This is a genomic window from Paenibacillus sp. J22R160 (assembly GCF_059692135.1).
In genome coordinates this window covers 178633-196346 of record NZ_JCAUAU010000007.1, presented here as the reverse complement: position 1 = coordinate 196346, position 17714 = coordinate 178633, and the positions used below count along the sequence as shown (strand labels likewise).

At 48.6% G+C, this 17714-nt stretch carries 19 protein-coding genes; 4 read left to right on the top strand and 15 right to left on the bottom strand.

Features of this window, described 5'->3' with window-relative positions; all coding sequences use genetic code 11:
• Nucleotides 1–239: 239 nt before the first annotated feature.
• The 8 genes from AC58UW_RS17815 to AC58UW_RS17780 form a co-directional block, all read right to left on the bottom strand.
• Nucleotides 240–626: a DUF3905 domain-containing protein gene (locus AC58UW_RS17815; protein WP_497421957.1), complete on the bottom strand. Its 387-nt coding sequence runs from the start codon at nt 624–626 to the stop codon at nt 240–242.
• On the bottom strand, nt 623–1507 hold the full coding sequence (locus AC58UW_RS17810; RefSeq protein ID WP_497421956.1) for a prolipoprotein diacylglyceryl transferase family protein: 885 nt from the start codon (nt 1505–1507) through the stop codon (nt 623–625). The genes AC58UW_RS17815 and AC58UW_RS17810 overlap by 4 nt, the downstream gene beginning before the upstream one ends.
• A gap of 64 nt (nt 1508–1571) precedes the next feature.
• Nucleotides 1572–2456: a polysaccharide deacetylase family protein gene (locus AC58UW_RS17805; protein WP_497421955.1), complete on the bottom strand. Its 885-nt coding sequence runs from the start codon at nt 2454–2456 to the stop codon at nt 1572–1574.
• Between the two features lie 194 nt (nt 2457–2650).
• Nucleotides 2651–3172 (bottom strand): DoxX family protein, encoded by a 522-nt coding sequence (locus AC58UW_RS17800; protein ID WP_497421954.1) that lies wholly within the window; start codon nt 3170–3172, stop codon nt 2651–2653.
• A 252-nt stretch (nt 3173–3424) separates the two neighbouring features.
• Nucleotides 3425–4111 carry a PspA/IM30 family protein gene (locus AC58UW_RS17795; RefSeq protein ID WP_497421953.1) on the bottom strand — a complete coding sequence of 229 codons (687 nt, stop codon included), beginning with the start codon at nt 4109–4111 and terminating at the stop codon, nt 3425–3427.
• Nucleotides 4112–4114: 3 nt separating this feature from the next.
• On the bottom strand, nt 4115–4576 hold the full coding sequence (locus AC58UW_RS17790; protein WP_497421952.1) for a PspC domain-containing protein: 462 nt from the start codon (nt 4574–4576) through the stop codon (nt 4115–4117).
• Nucleotides 4545–5240, bottom strand: a complete 696-nt coding sequence (locus tag AC58UW_RS17785; RefSeq protein WP_497421951.1) for a PspA/IM30 family protein — start codon at nt 5238–5240, stop codon at nt 4545–4547. Before AC58UW_RS17785 ends, AC58UW_RS17790 begins: the two co-directional genes overlap by 32 nt.
• A 39-nt stretch (nt 5241–5279) precedes the next feature.
• Nucleotides 5280–5600 carry a LiaF transmembrane domain-containing protein gene (locus AC58UW_RS17780; protein WP_497421950.1) on the bottom strand — a complete coding sequence of 107 codons (321 nt, stop codon included), beginning with the start codon at nt 5598–5600 and terminating at the stop codon, nt 5280–5282.
• A gap of 189 nt (nt 5601–5789) precedes the next feature.
• Here AC58UW_RS17780 and AC58UW_RS17775 point away from each other — a divergent pair, with 189 nt between their 5' ends.
• A complete protein-coding gene (locus AC58UW_RS17775; RefSeq protein WP_127458720.1) occupies nt 5790–6020 on the top strand; it encodes a spore germination protein in 231 nt (76 codons plus the stop codon).
• Between the two features lie 48 nt (nt 6021–6068).
• On the opposite strand, the gene AC58UW_RS17770 is transcribed toward AC58UW_RS17775, so the two are convergent.
• The 3 genes from AC58UW_RS17770 to AC58UW_RS17760 are packed head-to-tail and all read right to left on the bottom strand — an operon-like array spanning nt 6069 to nt 8013.
• The gene (locus tag AC58UW_RS17770; protein WP_497421949.1) at nt 6069–6707 is read right to left on the bottom strand and encodes a hypothetical protein; all 639 of its coding nucleotides are present in this window, start codon (nt 6705–6707) and stop codon (nt 6069–6071) included.
• Between the two features lie 41 nt (nt 6708–6748).
• Complete coding sequence (locus AC58UW_RS17765; protein ID WP_497421948.1) at nt 6749–7645, bottom strand: ABC transporter ATP-binding protein; 897 nt, start codon at nt 7643–7645, stop codon at nt 6749–6751.
• Complete coding sequence (locus AC58UW_RS17760; RefSeq protein WP_497421947.1) at nt 7645–8013, bottom strand: GntR family transcriptional regulator; 369 nt, start codon at nt 8011–8013, stop codon at nt 7645–7647. Before AC58UW_RS17760 ends, AC58UW_RS17765 begins: the two co-directional genes overlap by 1 nt.
• Before the next feature lie 175 nt (nt 8014–8188).
• On the opposite strand from AC58UW_RS17760, the gene AC58UW_RS17755 reads away from it, so the two are divergent.
• Entirely contained in the window at nt 8189–9229 is a 1041-nt protein-coding gene (locus AC58UW_RS17755) for a metallophosphoesterase family protein (RefSeq protein ID WP_497421946.1), read from the top strand.
• Nucleotides 9230–9288: 59 nt separating this feature from the next.
• Here the strand turns inward: AC58UW_RS17755 and AC58UW_RS17750 are convergent, their stop codons facing one another.
• The 3 genes from AC58UW_RS17750 to AC58UW_RS17740 form a co-directional block, all read right to left on the bottom strand.
• Entirely contained in the window at nt 9289–10383 is a 1095-nt protein-coding gene (locus AC58UW_RS17750) for a hypothetical protein (protein ID WP_497421945.1), read from the bottom strand.
• Nucleotides 10384–11234: 851 nt separating this feature from the next.
• Nucleotides 11235–12758 carry a sensor histidine kinase gene (locus AC58UW_RS17745; protein WP_497421944.1) on the bottom strand — a complete coding sequence of 508 codons (1524 nt, stop codon included), beginning with the start codon at nt 12756–12758 and terminating at the stop codon, nt 11235–11237.
• The gene (locus tag AC58UW_RS17740; protein WP_167052859.1) at nt 12755–13438 is read right to left on the bottom strand and encodes a response regulator transcription factor; all 684 of its coding nucleotides are present in this window, start codon (nt 13436–13438) and stop codon (nt 12755–12757) included. The genes AC58UW_RS17745 and AC58UW_RS17740 overlap by 4 nt, the downstream gene beginning before the upstream one ends.
• 243 nt (nt 13439–13681) lie before the next feature.
• Here AC58UW_RS17740 and AC58UW_RS17735 point away from each other — a divergent pair, with 243 nt between their 5' ends.
• A complete protein-coding gene (locus AC58UW_RS17735) occupies nt 13682–14563 on the top strand; it encodes an FAD:protein FMN transferase (RefSeq protein WP_497421943.1) in 882 nt (293 codons plus the stop codon).
• Nucleotides 14564–14719: 156 nt separating this feature from the next.
• Nucleotides 14720–15976, top strand: a complete 1257-nt coding sequence (locus AC58UW_RS17730; protein ID WP_497421942.1) for a BaiN/RdsA family NAD(P)/FAD-dependent oxidoreductase — start codon at nt 14720–14722, stop codon at nt 15974–15976.
• Between the two features lie 376 nt (nt 15977–16352).
• Here AC58UW_RS17730 and AC58UW_RS17725 read toward each other — a convergent pair whose 3' ends face one another.
• Nucleotides 16353–17708, bottom strand: coding sequence for a dicarboxylate/amino acid:cation symporter (locus tag AC58UW_RS17725; protein WP_497421941.1), 1356 nt, complete (start codon nt 17706–17708; stop codon nt 16353–16355).
• Nucleotides 17709–17714 lie beyond the last annotated feature (6 nt).

The window sequence follows — 17714 nt, the reverse complement described above, 5'->3', positions numbered from 1 at the left end:
TAATTCGCAGGGAATACTTGAACCATTTTAATCTGATACGGTTTCTCCGTATAATACCAGAAGATTCCTAGCTCGGCTTCTGTTCCTTCATAATCGGCATACATATCAATAGCTTTATTATTGCCATCACCGCTAAAATTAGCCGTTACTTGCTTGCCCGCAAGTCGCTGCGCACCTAAAAAAAAACCTCCCGAATAAGATCGGCAGGTCTCTCTGATGTATGAAAATTCGGCCCGTGTCTATGCCTCATCCTTCTTCTTCGTACTAGAAGCCTCTCCCGGCTCATAGGAAACATCTTTGTCCGGATGCGTAAAAATTCCGCTTTGCGGTAAGATGCCTTCTTCGAATAATTGGCGGTTCTCGGCGCTTTGAAAGCCAATGTCCTTATACGGATGAACCCAATCATCTCCTGCCATGACTTCGGGATCGGTCTCAGCCGTCCACTGCTCTAGCGGGGAGTTGTCAGATTCGTACTCGTGATCCCCGATGACGACACCGTGTTCGTTCACGAACGCCTCACGCGGACCGCGTCCCTGCTCGAATTGCGGAAGGAAATCGATCTCGAAAGGATCGAGATTGCTTTGGTCCTGATCGGTTTTGGCTGCCTTCTTTGGTTCCTTACTCATGTCGATGGCCGGTTGGGTCCGTCCAGTTTTTTGTCCACATAGCCCTCTTTACCTGCGCCTGATGACTTCTCGCGTTCTTTGTTTTGCTGCTCTTGTTGAATTTGGGTTTTGGAATCATTTTGACTCATTAAACTCAGCTCCCTTCTGCCAGTATTATGTGCCAAAGCAGGTAGAAGCATTCCAACCACGAGCATGAAAAGAAAGATAAGCTGTGCCAAGCTTAAATAGAACAGTTCTGGCTTAGCAGCGGCAAAAAAACTAGCTAACATTCCTGCCGCGCCACCGTACATCAGCGAGTATTTCAGTAACATCCCGCTCCCAAAGCGATTCCGGCGCCCCTCGTACCCGATCTGCCAAATAAGCAGCGGCACAAGCAGCAGTGAAACATAGGCGTGATAAGGATGAAAACGGGAAATTGTGCCTTCGATACCGATGCCCCATGGCCATGAGGTCGGCAATCCGTATGCCGGGACTAGCGCGCAATATACAAACACGGCAGCAGTCAAGCCAGTAACGAATATATCTAGAAAAACGTACAGCGGTATACGCTGTCTTCGTATTTGAACGTACATATAAACGAGGGCCAAGAGCAGTCCAATCACTATTTCTGTGCTAGAGCCTACAATCATAAGAAGTTTCAAAGGACTTGTCCAAAGCAATGAGGGCTGTGTAAAGATAACGCCAAGCTTCCATGTGAGTAGGACAATGATTGCACCAACAAAAACGATATCATCTAGCGCTTTTGTACGATGGCTATCATCCCGACTGCCTGAATGCCGCGCTGCTCTTCGAATCAACCATAAGCCCAAAGCACCAGCCAGCAGCAACGCTGCCAGTTTCCCTTGCAGTTGCAGCGGCCCGAGCTGAATGACATCTGGCATCATTTGCGCCATCCTCTCTCTCAACTACTTCCATCGTAACGAGAGGAGACGAGAAGTGCAACTATCAAGGCTCCAAGAACTGAAATGTGAAGGAAGATTTCTGCAATTTGTCAAAACGGAAGCCGGCAGCTTTCAGCTTTCGGATCACGACAGGCAGCGCCTCTACAGTTGTTGTCTTATACGTGTTATCGTGCATCAGTACGATGATACTCTTCTTCCCTTTGCTTGCGCTCAGCACAGAGTCGATAATCATGTCTCTATCCTGCACGGGTGCGGCTGCGTCCGTTGAGCTAACGTTCCAGTCAAAATACTGATAGCCTTGCTCCTTTACCTCAGCCGCCACCTTACTCATAACTCCCCAGCCTCCGGACCTACGGCTCAAATGATTGTTCGAGCCTCCCGGAAACCTTAGAATATCAGGACGATAGCCGACCGTCTCTTCCAGAAGCTGATCCAACTTGCGCACATCCTTCATGAAGGCTTCAGGTGATTTATAAATACGGTTATAGTCGTGCGAATAGGTATGATTTCCAAGTGAGTGCCCATCTGCAACAATTTCTTTATAAAGCGATTTGCCTTCGCTCGTTTCTGTGCCTATGACGAAGAAAGTTGCTGTTACCCCAAAGGTTTTTAAAATATGTAAAATCTTCCTTGTACTGTTTGACGGACCGTCATCGAAGGTCAAATAGGCGATTTTATTAGCTGCAGGAGTCGGCTTATGTGGAGGTCCTGTATAAAAGTGTCTCGTCTCCACAACTGTTATTTCTATTTCACCCGATGACGGAGGAGGACTCCCCTCCGATACGTCACTCGCTATTGTTCCCGACAACTGTTTAGGTACTTGTGCTGCTTGCTCCGTATGTATTTGTTCGGTCCCACACCCTGTTAAATTGGCACCAATCATTAATCCTATTAAATAAACACCTGTTCGCCGTATCTGATCCCCCATTGATGTTCCCCCTCTTCGTGCGTTTCCTGCGTTATTTTAGTATGGCTATCCTCGCTTTCGACATTAAATCCAATATTTCCCGGGAAATCCGACAGGAACGCCCTCGTCTCCCTTTTATTTGACTACAAAAATATAAAACGCATGAACATGAAAAATAAACTTTCATGTCCATGCGCTTTACTCGCAAGTTGTTTTTAAATTGGAGCTTGAATGGAAGTTTTCTCTTTTCGAAATAGTGCAAAGAAATACTTCCTAACCCAAGGGATAACCCAATAATCCCCACCGAATCGACCTGCATTCATACCGGCAGCCAAGATAAAAAATTGAATCAAGATTAAATTAGGATTATTGCTGATCGCTCCGGCAAACAAAAAATTAAAGTTCATGAAAATCCCCATGAAAGCTGCGAATGTTGTTAGCGTTCCTGTGATCAAGCCAATACCGACTAGAAACTCGCCCCACTGGACTAGGAAATTAAAGACATCTGCATTAGGCAGAGCAAAACCTTGCAGGAAGTCACCGAACCATTGCTGCACAACGGGTTTTTCTCCAACTGATTTGGCAATCGCTCCTTTCATAAATCCAGAAGCATCAAATGGCTTGTCGCCGGACAATTTCCCCCATCCAGACGCGAGAAATTTCCACCCTACAAACAGACGAAGCATAGTCAAAAGCCCTGCAGCTGTCACGCTGTTTCGTAACCAATTCATCATCATAACCCCTCCAAATTACGTGTTTTGACCTCTGTAATCAAAGCGAAACGGACTAAAACTGCTGCGATCACCTCCTCAAAAAAAGTTTCCCAAGGGAATGTTTTTGATATTAACTCTAAAGTTTTTCCCTAGGTAAAAATTTATGACTTTAATATATATTAAATAACTTTTTTTGTAAATAAATAATTGAATTACAAAAAAGACTACCCTCAGGTAAAATTTCTACCTAAGAATAGTCCCTTCCTAACCAACCGCTTACTCAGCAGCGTTACCGTTTAATTTCTCTTTCAGCAGGTTCATTTGCTCATCAACCTTTGCTTGCTTCGCAACATCAACAGGTGTGTAGCTGCCTACAGTACCAGCCGGCACATAGGGCTTGCGAGCGATTTCCGCTTCGACTTCCAATTGAATGATTTTCTCTTCCATGCGTTGGAAGCCACGGGATGCGCTGCCGCTCTCGATTACGCCGTTGTAGGAAACCTGCGCCATTTGTCTTTTCGCTTTGGCAAGCTGAGCGCGGGATACAAGCTCGTTGCGCTTGTTGCGCATTTTGTAGAACTCATCTTTCATTTCATGAAGCTGTTGCGTCAGCTCATCTGCATGCGCTTTGGCAGAAGCATATAGATCGGTGTACTCGACAATTTTATCTTCGTGGTACAATTTTTCTTCAACCGCTTGACGAGCGATGCCTTCTTGACCGTTTTTGATCGCTGTGGAAGCTTTCGCTTCACGATCAGCTACAAGACGAACGGACTCCTCAAGGCGCTGTTTCAATTTACGCTCACTTGCAATTTGTCTAGCAACTGTTACTTCAGCTTGCGCAATTTCTTGCTCCATGTCGCGCAGATACTGATTCAACATGACGATCGGATCCTCAATTTTATCCAATACCTCGTGAATTGATGCTTTTGTCATATCCTTCATTCTTGTAAATACTCCCATGGTTTACACGTCTCCTTTTTTAATATCAATTGGTTGTTGTTCAAAACGAGCAACTTTGGCTCTCAATTCTTCCACTTCTCTTTGCAAAGCTTTCTTCTCAATATCTTTCATCATTTCATCGATGTTGTTGGTTTTGCTTGCCTCGTAAGATGCGTTATAGCCTGCATGATGCGGCGGCACGTGACTTGGGTGCGGCTTATGAGCCGCCGTGTTCCAACCGCCGTTGTACGGAGGACGGGAATACGAGCCAGCATAAGGATCAAAAGGTGGATGGTCGTAACCAGGCTCCTTCGGGATCACAATAGCGGCGATAAAGTAGATGAAAATGACCGTTCCACCTGTGAAAAAAGTCGTAATGACCACTAGCAGTCTTAACAGCGTAGCATCAACGTTCATAGCTTCGGCAAGTCCGCCGCAAAGTCCGGTTACTTTTTTATCTCTTCGTGAGCGGTATATTTTGCTCATGATCGTTTGCTCCCTCCTGATTCAGCCTACTCCGCAGTGCTTCCAATTCAGCGTCTACAGCCGGATTTCCCGCTCCGTAGTAGCTTTCGCGGCCCATACGTCGTACATCTCGGAGCGTTCTTGCATGAAGCTCCATATCGGATACGCGCTCTTCCAAGCGGCCGAACATCCGTGGTGACGCATCTTGCGACACACTGCTGCGAGCATGCAATCTTTGCTGCAAGCGAGCGGATTCCATTCGTGCCAGGTAGTAGCTGCGTTTATCTGCCACTTCTTTGTAATCTGCTTTGAGCTGCTGCAGCTCTTCATCCAAGTCTAGGATGGATTGCTTAGCTTGCTCATACAATTCGCGATACTGCTCGCTTTTCTCCTCAGCTTGCAGCTTCTCTTGAAGCACGATACGTGCCATATGTTCTTCGCCGGCCTTCAAAGCCAGGAGCGCTTGCTGCTCGCGCTTCTCTTTGGTTTCTAACGCCGTCAGATATTGCTGCCTTAGCGAAGCTGCGTGGGTAACGCATTGCTGGTACAGCCTCTCGGATTGCTGAAGCTGTTCGCGCTGAGCAGCTAAGTATTGGTCGATCAAGCGAACCGGATCTTCGGACCGTTCCAAATGTTCATTCAGGGATGCTACGGTAATGTCTCTCATACGCCTCAAAAGGCTCATCTCTCATACCACCTTTTCCACTCTGTTTTTCCATCCTATTTACACGGTTCTTCTTGTCAACATCGAAACTCCGTAACCAATCAATCCAATCGCCAGAAGAATAATGATCCAGCCAGCTAATTTGCCAACCAGGATGATACCGCCGATCCCTGCGATAAGCCAACCGAATTTATTGCCGTTCTTAATGCCAATATATCCTAGGCCGACCATGCCAATCGGAATCAGGTATCCCATCAATGAGCCAATAAAAGGTCCCAAGTGAAGTCCCAGCTTGTTAAGCAGAATCAGTGCGCCGAATGCGATTAGCAGAGCGGCTAAGCCTGTATTTCTTTTCATGATTTCGTCACCGCCTTTCGTCATGTGCTGTGCTCTTGTTCATGTCTTTATTCTAGGTAAAATTGAGCCTTTCCAAAACGGACCGAGGACGGTATTTGATACTAGACCTTAGTCGGGGCGCTTCTAAGACCTCTGTTCTGACCGGAAATATGCGGTAGCAGATAGGCTGCCGTGTACATACAATAAGAAGTGATTGGGAAGGGGGCCGAACCAATGCCTTCAGTGGTCTATGGCGGTGTCAAAATTCTAAGTGTGAACTCGGGTTCGAATGTCCAGTTTGGTGATACCGCCTTAATACGGCTATCGAGTAATTCCAAGATTTATGCGGGCGCCAACTCATTTTCCCCCGGGGATAGCTTTGGAAGTGTGCAGAATGTTCTTAACGGCAGTGCCAACACGAGTGATCCGGATCTCATCGATACGAATACCAATAATGTGGTATAACGCAAAATGAACCCGGGAACAATTCCCGGGTTCATTTCTTATTCACTATTAAGCTGCTGCCCTGCGCAACAAGCCATACGCGGCTAGTAAATAAACAGCAAGCAAAGGTACCATCCACCAAAATAACGCTAGATAATGATGGACGATCCAGGAGGAAATACTTCCCCACAGTCCAAACTGGGATAGTAACATAGATCCCCCAGTACCTATTAGAAGCGTTAACACGAAGAAGATTATCAGGCCTAACGCTCCGAAACGTCTATGAATGCTGGAAATAACAAAACCGAGAAAGTACATTTGCAGCAGGAGAATCAAATAGATACCGAAAACCGCGATGGGAGAGAGATCTCCCAAAAAAGCGACTTTGAAAATATGCAAACGCACCCCCCATCCACCCGTGCCTTCTTCAATTAATGCCAAAATTACCAGCAGCGCCGCTGTACAGACACTGTAGAGGAAAGTTGTTAGAGCTGTTCCAACGAAATAATCCTTTCTTCGGATGCTGAGTCCCAGAGCAAATGGGAATGTGTCCTTGAGGGTCACGGCGCCTGAAACTAATGTGTAAATAAATATGGAGACCAGGCCACCAGTATTCATAGTCTCTTCCGAGCTCAGGGACAGCGAAATGATAAAGCTGATAACAAAGTTCAATCCAAGAATCATCCATGGGACTAATAACCACGACATTTTATTCCTCATATGAAGCTTAATGACGTTATTTACTCGATTCATACCCGCTCAGACCCCTTTCCCACAAGTGGTGTACGTGTCAGATGCACAATGAGCTGCTGCAGGGATACCGGCGCGAACTCCAGCCCCAGCGACTCTGCTTCTTTCCGTTCACGATCAGTTAAAGCCCCCAGGATTGTAGCCGTTGCAGCAGCACCAATGGACTGACGTTCGAGCACTTCCTTGCCTCTTGAGAACGCCTCTACCGCCGTAGCCAAACCCGATACTGTGCAAGCACGGCCGCGCAGCGCATCCGCTTCTTCATCGAGAATCAGCTTACCGTCGTCAATCACCAAGATATGCTCAAGCAGACGGCTTACTTCATCAATCAAATGCGTAGAAAGAATCACCGTTCGTGGATACTCCGCATAATCCTCCAGCAGGCGATCGTAGAATAAGGCTCTAGCCACGGCATCCAAACCTAAATACGGCTCATCAAATATCGTAAGCGGCGCACGGCTGGCCAACCCAACCACAATGCCAACAGAGGAAAGCATCCCTCTGGACAACTTCTTTACTCTTCTTTTCAGCGGCAACCGAAAATCTTCCATTAGCGACTTGGCATACGCATCGTCCCAATCTGGATAAAGCGTTTTGGCAATCTCCATCACATCTGCGACACGATAGCTCTCCGGATATTTCTGGCTTTCCTTAATGAAGCAGATTTGATTCAAAACACGGTTATTTTCATAGGGGGCTTCGCCGAATACCTTCAACTCGCCGCTGGTTGCAAATTGCTGGGCTGAAAGGATATGCATGATCGTTGTTTTCCCAGCACCGTTTCTGCCTAGTAAACCATAGATTTTGTTCGCCTCTACCTTGAAGCTAACATGATCAACTGCTGTTACGTTCCCATAGGACTTCGTCAGCCCGTTTACTTCCACGATGTTGGTCATCACACTTTTCCTCCTCTTCGCACCATTTCAGTTAGCTGTTCCACCGTTATACCTAGCTTTTCAGCTTCTTTCACCATCGCCACGACAAACTGTTCATAAAATAATTCTTTTCTCTTCTCCATCAGCTTCGTTCGCGCTCCCTCCGCTACAAACATGCCAATCCCGCGTTTCTTATACAAAATGCCTTGGTCCACCAACAAATTAACACCTTTCGCCGCGGTCGCCGGATTAATTTGATAAAAAGCTGCGAATTGATTCGTAGAAGGTACCTGCGATTCCTCCGGCATTCTTGCCTCAATAATGTCATCTTCAATTCGTTCCGCGATCTGTACGAAAATCGGGCGGCTGTCATCCATCGTCAAATCCATTTCCTCACCACCACATTGGTTAGTTACTAATGTAATTAACCATACAACCAAAGGACTTAATTGTCAACAGGCAACGTGTAATTTGGGCACTCCTTCAAACATAAATCCCCTCCAAACTGGGAATACCACTAGAGCAAACCGTCATCCACTACTCCCATGAAAGGTAAATCAGCCTATGATTTTATCTAAAATACGTCTAGCCTTCGTTGCCCTGATGCTTATATCAACGTCAGTTACCACCTATCGTGCAGAATCAATGGTACAAGAGGTGCAGAACGCTGGGAGCCAGCATGCCGGAAACAGAACAAACGAGGCTCCTTCTGCCCTGCAGGGAACCCCGTTGTTTTCCTTCTCCGTGCTTAGTGATACTCATATCATGACCACGGATAATGTGTCCCAGCTGCTGCTTACCCGCGCGCTAGCCGATCACCACAAGCTGCGCCCGGAGAGCAAGCTGCTCGTTCTCAACGGCGACCTGACGGGCGGCAGCGAGGGCGACTATCGCAGCTTGACGGGGCTGCTCAGCAGCCAGCCGCATGCCCCTGTGCACGCGACCATGGGCAACCACGACTACTACGGCGTATGGCGTACGCCGGAGGGTGGCATGGATACATCGAAGATGAATCCAGCCTGGTCCAGCAAGCAAGCGGTCGCGTTATTCGACCGCGTATGGGGCTACGATAAGCCGTATCACGAGCTTATCGTGGAGGGCTACCGCTTCCTCTTCCTTAGCGGGGAAGCGTATCGTGACGTGAACGCATCCTACAAAGAGGATGCGTTCCTCTCGGCCGAGCAGCTCGCCTGGCTGCGCGACAGGCTTACGGTCGCGGGCACGGCGGATGCCGGCAAGCCCGTGTTCGTGTTCCTTCATCAGCCGCTGCCGCAGACGCTGGATGGAACGGATCGGGAGCTGGGCGTCGTCCAGCACCAGGAACTGCGGGCGCTGCTCGATGCGCACCCGAACGTTATTCTGTTCAGTGGCCATACCCACTGGAACCTGGAGACGACCAACCAAGTCAAGCAGCTGAAGTTTCTGGCCGCTTCCAGCGCCTCCATCCGAGAGGTATGGAGCGCTCAGAACGAACCGGAGACGATTGGCGTCAGCCAGAGTCTCATTGTGGACGTCTACAAGGACCGCGTGGTTATCATGCGGCGTGAGCATACGACGAAGCGCTGGATTGAGCCTTCCATCGCCAAAGGCTACGACGTGAAATAAAAAAAGCCGCACTCCTTTGCCCCGTGTCGACAGGGAAGGAGTGCGGCTTATTATTCTATTTAGTTCGTTGTTGCTGGAGTCGGAGTTGCTTCATCTTTGGAAGGCTTGCTTTTAGGACCGAAGCCTTTTTGCTCGACTTGCTTTTTGATGCTATCCGTCATGCTGTCTTTGATTTTGCTGATCAGATCATCTTCGCTGATGCCTTTGGCAGAAGCCACGTCAGCAAGGGATTTCCCTGCTTCCAATTCCGTTCTCAGCTCTTCTTGGGTCATGCCCAGAATTTGTGTCACCGCTTCAGGGTTGCCGAACAATCCGGGACCAAATCCGCCAGGACCGCGGTGATCGCCGCCTCTGCCTTCAGGGCCGCCCTCAGGACGAGTGCTTTGCACTTGTTTCGTAATACGGTCGGATAGATCCGAAAGCATTTTATCCGCTTGCTCTTGTGTCAGCTTGCCAGCCGTAACATCAGCGTTGACCGCCGTTGTTTCAGCAGCGACTAGCTTCGCCACGAAGTCTGCTTCCGTTAGGCCTTTTTCAACTGCGAACGCTGATAAAGTTTTGCCAGCCTTTAAAGCTTCCTGCACAGCGCTTGGCTCAACGCTCAGAATCATTGCGGTTTGCTCAAGAAGTTTGTCGCCGCCATGCCCTTTTCCGCCGCGGTCGCCGCCTGGGAACCCTCCTTGGAAGCCACCTTTGAACCCTGTTCCATCGATTTGCTTCGTCAATTGGTCCGAGAGACCCGTCACAATCTTGTCTGCTTGCTCTTGCGTCAGTTTACCAGCCGTTACCTGAGCTGTAATCGATGTCGTCTCTGCTGCGACCAGTTTTTGCAGGTAATCGGCTTTCGTCAAGCCCTTCTCTTCTGCGAATGCGGCCAATGTTTTGCCTGCTTTCAATGCCTCTTGCACAGCGCTTTCCTCAACACCTAGGATCGTTGCTGTTTCTTTCAACACATTCCCACCGCGGAAGCCTCCGCGATCTCCGAAATCTCTTCCTCCCTTGCCTGGACCTGCTTTATGAGTCATGTCGCTCGCGGAAGAGCTTGTTGTTGTAGCAGCGAATGCTTGATTATGTAGGGCTCCAACAAAACCGACACCAAGTACAAAAGAAGCGATCAATGAACCTGTAAGAATTTTTCTGGAGATAGTTTTCATCGTTTGTTCCACCTTTTCTTTCATTTTTTTGTTTGTTCCTTACAAAACCAAGTATAGATGCCTAACCTGAATTGGATCTGAGTATAAACTGAAGGTTGGTTGAGAGGTTACTGAGAATTGGCTGAAAAAGGAAGCCTTATGCCTTGTTCTCATTTGGGGGCAAGTGCTTGGATAGGCTCCAGTGGAGGGGAACTACAGGTCGCTATTCTGCGTAGAATCCGTGTTTTCGCCAGTCAAGGGAACTAGGGTTCGCTATTTTGGCCTTTTCAGCTTGTTTGTAAGCTTTTGAGGGTAAATAACGCCCTGTAGTTCCCCAAAAGACTGGAGTGAGCCAATTTTGCTCGATTAAGACCCTATAGTTCCCTTTGTTTCAAGCGCGGGGGTTGGGGGTATTGTCTCAGTTCGGGGAATGGGGGTTACGGGGAGTGAGTGCTAGGGAAGACTGACTGGTGAGCTATTGGCGGGGTTCATCGTACTTTAACTAGTTAGCGGCTTGGGTGGGTTTATGGCACTTTAACTAGTTAGCGGCTTTGGGCGGGGTTCATGGCACTTTAACTAGTTAGCGGCTTTAGGTGGGGTTCATGGTACTTTAACTATTGAGCGGCTTTGGGCGGGGTTCGGATTACTACGACCGCCAACGCCAACTTACTTCTGTGGGCTAACGGACTGAGATAACTCTATTTGCTGATAGATATCAGCAAATCAGTCCGATAGCTCTTCAAAACTAGCTGAGTTTGGCAGTCTAACGGCTTCTGAGTCCGTAAGAAGAGTGTCTACCATCGGAGGGCGGGGCTCACTCCCCCAAAACACAAAAAAACCCACCCCGGCATCCCGCCAGGGTAGGTATATCTTCATTTCACTCCAGGAAGAATCACCTTAAAGGTGGTTCCCTCTCCCACGATACTATGCACTTCAATCAATCCGCCGTGGAGCTGGACAATCGAATGCGTAATCGATAAGCCCAGTCCGGCGCCGCCGCTCCGTCTTGCACGCGAGGTATCGATGCGGTAAAACCGGTCAAACAGACGAGGAAGATGCTCAGGGGCAATGCCCTCCCCATTGTCATGGATCGCAATTTCCACGCCAGTTAGCGTTTGCGCCAGCGTCAGCCCGACCTGCCCGGTCAACGGGTTCGTATGCTGAACGGCATTATGGAACAGGTTAAGCACAACCTGCTTGATTTTATCCGGATCATACAGACATCGGGTCTGGGGCGCTAGGTGGAAAGTAACTTTCCTGTCTCCTGCCAGTAGACGAAGCTGGGGCTCCATCTCATGCAGCATCTCATCAAGCACTCCTTCCGTCTTCTGAAAAGAGGGTGAACGGTCAAGCCGCGCCAGCAAAAGGAGGTCCTCGACAAGTTTGTTAATTCTCACGGATTCCCCATGCATGCTCTTCAATGCTTTCAGCAAAGGCTCCGGCTGCTGATACGCTCCACGAAGCAACACCTCTAGGAAGCCGTGTATGGATGTAAGCGGTGTGCGAAGCTCATGCGAAGCATCTGCTGCAAAACGGCGCATCCGCTCCTTCGCTTCCTTTTCCGCCTCAAAAGACACCTCCAACCGTTCTAGCATCCCATTAAATGAGGCGGCCAGACGATCCATTTCCAACTGTCCTTGATGTGCGGGGAACCGTTCGTTCAGGTTACCTGCATCAATCTGCTTGACCGTATCCACCATGTTGGAGAGCGGAACCAGCGTTCGGCGTAAGACGGGAAGGAAGCCCAGAAGACCAAACACCATCGCTAACAAAGATAGAAAAATAAAGGTCAGCAGCTGCTGCACCAGCACATCCCGAATCGGTGCAACACTGGTGCTGGCTTGAATAATGCCCTGAAAACCCGGCCCGCCGGGGCCGCCACGGGATCGTTCAGGCTCTCCGCCAATCTGATGAAAGACCACTAGCTGATCATTGCCGCTTTCATCTTTGATGATGCGATGCTCCAGCTTCATCTTTTTCTTTGCCAGAAGACTCAGATATTCCTCTTGGCTTAGTTGAGGAGTTGGCTGCTCAAAAGGTGAAGAAATCAGTTTATAATTTCCTTTGTCATCAATAAAAGCAATCGATAATTCCGATACGAAAATCCGCTCTTGCTCACCCGTAAAACCAGGACGGTTATCACGGTTTGAGGGAAACACGGGACTTTGCCCATCTCCAGCTCCCATGCCCAAACGCAGCATATTCGGGGGCAGCGCAGCAAGCTGATTGCGGATCGTCTCCGCTTTGTTTTGATACATGAACCGCTGCATAACTACATACTGAAACACACCAATGAGCAGCAGCAGCGCGGAAAGCACCAGTAAGGTTCTAGAAAGCAGTTGAAATTTCAGAGAGCCAGTCACAAAGAGATCGGCAAAGCGGCCCTTCCTCTTCATGTCAAATCCATCCGGTATCCAGCCCCGCGAATTGTGCGAATGAGCTTATGTTCCTTATCGTTCAGCTTATCGCGCAGCGACCGGATGTACACCTCCACGATGTTCTCTTCGCCTCCAAAATCATAGCCCCAAACTTTATCGAGAATCATCGATTTACTAAGCACAAGTCCATGATTAATCGCCATAAATTTGAGCAGTTCATACTCGGTTGGGGATAGCTCCAGCACTTTATCATGCAAGCTAATCTCTTTGCGCCGGTCATCCATACGAAGCGGTCCAATCACAACCTCGCCGAACAGGTTTGGAAAATGATTGCGTATCCGCGCATAAATGCGGGCAAGCAGCTCTTCAAAGCTGAACGGTTTGACCATATAATCGTCCGCGCCGATGGTAAGTCCCTTTACCCGGTCATCGATTTCGTCCTTGGCTGTCAGCATGATGACGGCGACATTTTCCGTTTTTTTGATCATACGGCAGACTTCGAATCCGTCCATTCCCGGCATCATCACATCCAAAATCGCGATATGCGGCTGAAATTTATTGCAAGTGGTGATGGCAGAAAGTCCATCCGTTGCAGTCATCACCTCAAAGCCTTCATTCGTCAGGCCTAATTCTAAAAATTCCAAAATATGAGGCTCGTCGTCTACGAGCAGAATTTTGATTCCTTTTAACTGGCGCATGGGCTCTTTCCTCCCGGGTTCGATTCGATACAGACATTTTCTATAGTCAGTATCCCATATCCTGCCTAAAAGCAACCTGAGCAAAAGCTGAAAGGTTGCTGAATGATTTCGCCATCAGCCGCCAAATCCGTTTGATCGCAGAACTTTTCAGTAATTTTTCAGCTAACTATCAATTGAATCTCAGGTAACGCTTCTATAATTAGGTCATCAGCGTAAGGACACCAAAGAAAAGAGGAAACCCTTATGGAGCCAATTGCCCCCTCCTTCCATTCGTTTCATTTCCAATCGCTCGGATCTGAGATCGAATTATTGCTCCGCTGTGAGGAGAAAGAGCGTACGCTCATTACTAAATTAACGGATGATTGGTTTCACAATGTCGACAAGCGTTTCAGCCCTGCTCTTGCTGACAGTGAAATCTCTCTATTAAATACATTGGCCGGGGAAAATTGCATGGTTTCTAATACGATGCTAGAGGTGCTTTTTTTAGCTGAAATGTACCAAGCTGTAACCGATGGCTATTACAATCCACTCCATGCGAAAGGTGTGCAGGCTGCCGCCCTTTTGGAATGGGAAGTAGATCCCTCTATGAAATCGATTAAGCTTCCCCACAATGCCAACATTCATTTGAGAGGCCTGGAACAGGGCTGGGCGGTCAAACGATTAGCTGAATATATGCGGAAAAAGCTCTCCTTGGAGCAAGGCTTAATCCTTGCAGGAGGAGAAATCACCGTATGGGGTCGCAGCTCGCGGGGCATAGATCCTTGGATTATCGGTATTCAAAATCCCTGGCATGATAGCGCCAAGCTAGGCGCCATCGCTTTACCCGAAGGATCCCTTTCTACGTACAGTCGATTCGAAGAACCGGATGCAGGCTCCGCCCATGATGTCGTGCAGTGCACGGTTGCCGGTCAAGATCTTGTGGAATGCCAAGTATGGGCTAGGACGCTTGCAAGACTTGGTGTTAATGAAGGGCTGGCTCTGCTGGCTAAGCGCACCTCCGTGTGTGAAGCGGTCGTGCTCACGTCCGAACAGGAACTTCACTATTTCGGGGAAAAAACCTCTCTCCACCGAAGATGGCTGGATATGCGAATCGACCATTTTCACTTTCAGGATAGGGTATCTTAAGTAGTTGGAACCTTTATCCACAAACTTGCGCACATTATCCACACTTTTAAGATGATTTACCCACAAACATGATTATTTTATCCACAAGTTATCCACAGGTTGTTAGTAAGAACGAAAACATGATACAATTTTTCAAAAATGAACTAGAGGTATCGTATGAAGTATGATGTCATTGTCATCGGCGGGGGCTCCGCTGGCCTCATGGCCAGTATTGCCTCAAGCCGCCAAGGCGCGAAGGTTCTCCTCCTCGACAAAGGGGATAAACTCGGCCGCAAGCTTGGCATCTCCGGGGGCGGCAGGTGCAACGTAACGAATAACAAAGACATGGATGAGCTTATTCAGCATATCCCGGGCAACGGGCGCTTCCTATATAGTGCTTTGACGCAGTTCGGCAACAAGCACATTATCGATTTTTTTGAGAGTCTCGGGATTCGTCTAAAAGAAGAGGACAACGGACGTATGTTTCCCGTCAGCGACAAGGCCAAAACCGTCGTAGACGCGTTGGTCGGCCAAGTTCGCAAGCAGGGCGTAGAGATCCGGACGAACAGTCCGGTCAAAAGGGTCCTGTTCCAGGACGGCAGCGTCCAAGGCGTCCTGCTCCACTCCGGCGAGAAGATGGACAGTCGGGCTGTCATCATCGCCTCGGGCGGATGCTCCGTTCCGCATACCGGCTCCACGGGAGACGGTTATGCGTGGGCTGAGGCTGGCGGGCATACGATCACGCAGCTTTTCCCGACCGAGGTTCCGCTGACCTCGAAGGAAGCTTGGATCCGCAGCCGCGAGCTGCAGGGGCTTTCTTTGCGGGACGTGACACTTTCCGTGTGGAACGCCAAAGGAAAGGCTGTCATCTCCCACCGAGGGGACATGCTGTTCACACACTTCGGGCTATCCGGCCCGATTGCCCTGCGCTGCAGCCAGTTCGTCGTCAAGGAACTAGCCAAAACTGAGCGCAAGGAAGTTCTGCTCACCGTGGATCTCTTTCCTGATCTGAGCACGGATGAGCTGTACAAAGAAAGCATGGCTCTCACGAAGGCAGAGGCTAAGAAAGCCATTAAGAACGTGCTCAAGCCTCTCCTCTCCGAGCGTCTGATTCCTATGCTGCTGGAGCGATCCAGTCTAGACGAGCAACTTACGCACGACAACATTCCGAAGCAGAAGTGGCTCGACATGTGCAAGCTGATGAAGGCTTTTCCCGTGCACATTCACGGGACGCTTTCCATTGAAGAAGCCTTCGTCACGGGCGGCGGCGTGCACCTCAAAGAAATCGACCCGAGCACGATGGAGTCGAAGCTGGTGAATGGACTTTATTTCTGTGGAGAAGTCCTAGATATTCATGGCTATACAGGCGGTTATAACATCACCGCTGCTTTCTCTACTGGCTTTATGGCTGGCCAAAGCGCGGCGCAGCAGTAGGCGTGTGGGTGCGGTCCGGTACGATGGCGCAGGTAAGCTGTTACTGTACTTATCATTAACGCCGATTACTCCTGCTATTTTCCGCAATTGCTCCACTTTTGCAGCAGTAACTGGAGTTTCTACCGCTAATATCGGCATATCCAGCAGGGTTCGGGGAGCTACCGGCGATTTAGCTGGAGATTCTACCGCTATTTCATTCCCCGCCACTCCTTAGCGTGGATTAACGGTAGTTAATCCTGTTAATTACCTAAAATTAGCTTGACTGCCTTACCAAGCCATGGCTTGCTTGAATTAACGGGAGGATTCCCCGTTAATACGGCCAACCAAAAAGGACCTGCATCCAGTGGATGCAGGTCCTTCATCTTTTTACATACGATTAAGCTGTTACCGCTTCGAGATCATCTTCCTCGTCACGATCAAATGCCGCGCGGTCGAATTCGCCTTCGGACTCAGCCACAAGCAAAGCTGTAACTGTTGTACCAGTTGCGTTAACGGCTGTACGACCCATGTCGATCAGCGCCTCAACGCCAAGCACAAGACCCATACCTTCCAGAGGCAAACCAAGAGCTGTCAATACAACTGTCGTCGAAATCGCAGCAGGTCCTGGAACACCGGCAACACCAATGGAGGAAATTACGCTTACTAAGATAAGGATAAAATAGTCAGATCCGCTAAGCGGAAGATTGTAAACCTTCGCTACGAAAATCGCTACAACCGCCGGCCACACACCGCCGCAACCGTTAAAGTTCATTGTCGCGCCGAGCGGTGCTACGAAGCTGGCAATACGCGGTGATATGCGTAAACGCTTCGTGATCACTTCCAAGTTCACTGGCAGCGTTGCATAGCTGCTTCGAGTTGTAAAGGCAACAGCGATCGTCGGATAAGCTTTTTTGAAAAACTTAATAGGGTTAACTTTCGCTACGAGAAGGACTAAACCGCCGAAAATCAATACGAAGTGAATGATAAGTGCGACATAAGAAGTTAAGATAATTTTGGCAAGTGGAGCAAGTGTATCCAAACCATATTTCGCCGCCATACCTGCGATCAATGCATATACACCATAAGGTGTCAGACGAATAACATACTTAACGACTTGGTGAATCACAGCTGTTGCTGATGTAATGAACGATTTAACTGCTGCAACGCTCTCAGGCTTCTTGGAACCAACGTGTACAATGGCTACAGCCACGAAGATGGCGAAGATTAGAACGGGTACAACTTTTCCTGTTGCCATATCGTTAATCGGGTTGGACGGCACCAGATCCAGAATAACTTGAGAGAACGTCGGAATTTCTTTTGCTTTAAAATCTTTCGGCACAGCCTGTGCAATCCCGTTACCCGGATCGAACGCCAGCGCAATAAGCAAACCAATTACGGATGCGATCCCGGTAGTCAGCAAGAACCAGCCGATCGTTTTCAAACCTAATTTACGAAGCTGACCAAGACTGGATAAAGAAGAAATACTATTAATAACTAAGATAAGGACCAGAGGCATTACGAGCATTTTGATCAAGTTAACATAAATCGTTCCGATCGTGCTTACACTTTTGTACTCCAAATGCAGTTGGTTAAACGCTACACCGGCGACTAGACCAAGACCTAACCCGATGAAAACGCGGTTACCGAAGCTTACTTTTTTTCTCCCCAAGAAAATGAGCAAACCAATAATTAATATTGATACGACTAAGCTGACCCAGTTCGATGACAATGCGGTGACTAGGTTATTTTTCACTAGAAT

Excerpts from the sequence above, each read along its gene's own strand:
- AC58UW_RS17815 (WP_497421957.1), bottom strand. The coding sequence starts at position 626 with ATGAGTAAGGAACCAAAGAAGGCAGCCAAAACCGATCAGGACCAAAGC.
- AC58UW_RS17810 (WP_497421956.1), bottom strand. The coding sequence starts at position 1,507 with ATGCCAGATGTCATTCAGCTCGGGCCGCTGCAACTGCAAGGGAAACTG.
- AC58UW_RS17805 (WP_497421955.1), bottom strand. The coding sequence starts at position 2,456 with ATGGGGGATCAGATACGGCGAACAGGTGTTTATTTAATAGGATTAATG.
- AC58UW_RS17800 (WP_497421954.1), bottom strand. The coding sequence starts at position 3,172 with ATGATGATGAATTGGTTACGAAACAGCGTGACAGCTGCAGGGCTTTTG.
- AC58UW_RS17795 (WP_497421953.1), bottom strand. The coding sequence starts at position 4,111 with ATGGGAGTATTTACAAGAATGAAGGATATGACAAAAGCATCAATTCAC.
- AC58UW_RS17790 (WP_497421952.1), bottom strand. The coding sequence starts at position 4,576 with ATGAGCAAAATATACCGCTCACGAAGAGATAAAAAAGTAACCGGACTT.
- AC58UW_RS17785 (WP_497421951.1), bottom strand. The coding sequence starts at position 5,240 with ATGAGCCTTTTGAGGCGTATGAGAGACATTACCGTAGCATCCCTGAAT.
- AC58UW_RS17780 (WP_497421950.1), bottom strand. The coding sequence starts at position 5,600 with ATGACGAAAGGCGGTGACGAAATCATGAAAAGAAATACAGGCTTAGCC.
- AC58UW_RS17775 (WP_127458720.1), top strand. The coding sequence starts at position 5,790 with ATGCCTTCAGTGGTCTATGGCGGTGTCAAAATTCTAAGTGTGAACTCG.
- AC58UW_RS17770 (WP_497421949.1), bottom strand. The coding sequence starts at position 6,707 with ATGTCGTGGTTATTAGTCCCATGGATGATTCTTGGATTGAACTTTGTT.
- AC58UW_RS17765 (WP_497421948.1), bottom strand. The coding sequence starts at position 7,645 with ATGACCAACATCGTGGAAGTAAACGGGCTGACGAAGTCCTATGGGAAC.
- AC58UW_RS17760 (WP_497421947.1), bottom strand. The coding sequence starts at position 8,013 with ATGGATTTGACGATGGATGACAGCCGCCCGATTTTCGTACAGATCGCG.
- AC58UW_RS17755 (WP_497421946.1), top strand. The coding sequence starts at position 8,189 with ATGATTTTATCTAAAATACGTCTAGCCTTCGTTGCCCTGATGCTTATA.
- AC58UW_RS17750 (WP_497421945.1), bottom strand. The coding sequence starts at position 10,383 with ATGAAAACTATCTCCAGAAAAATTCTTACAGGTTCATTGATCGCTTCT.
- AC58UW_RS17745 (WP_497421944.1), bottom strand. The coding sequence starts at position 12,758 with ATGAAGAGGAAGGGCCGCTTTGCCGATCTCTTTGTGACTGGCTCTCTG.
- AC58UW_RS17740 (WP_167052859.1), bottom strand. The coding sequence starts at position 13,438 with ATGCGCCAGTTAAAAGGAATCAAAATTCTGCTCGTAGACGACGAGCCT.
- AC58UW_RS17735 (WP_497421943.1), top strand. The coding sequence starts at position 13,682 with ATGGAGCCAATTGCCCCCTCCTTCCATTCGTTTCATTTCCAATCGCTC.
- AC58UW_RS17730 (WP_497421942.1), top strand. The coding sequence starts at position 14,720 with ATGAAGTATGATGTCATTGTCATCGGCGGGGGCTCCGCTGGCCTCATG.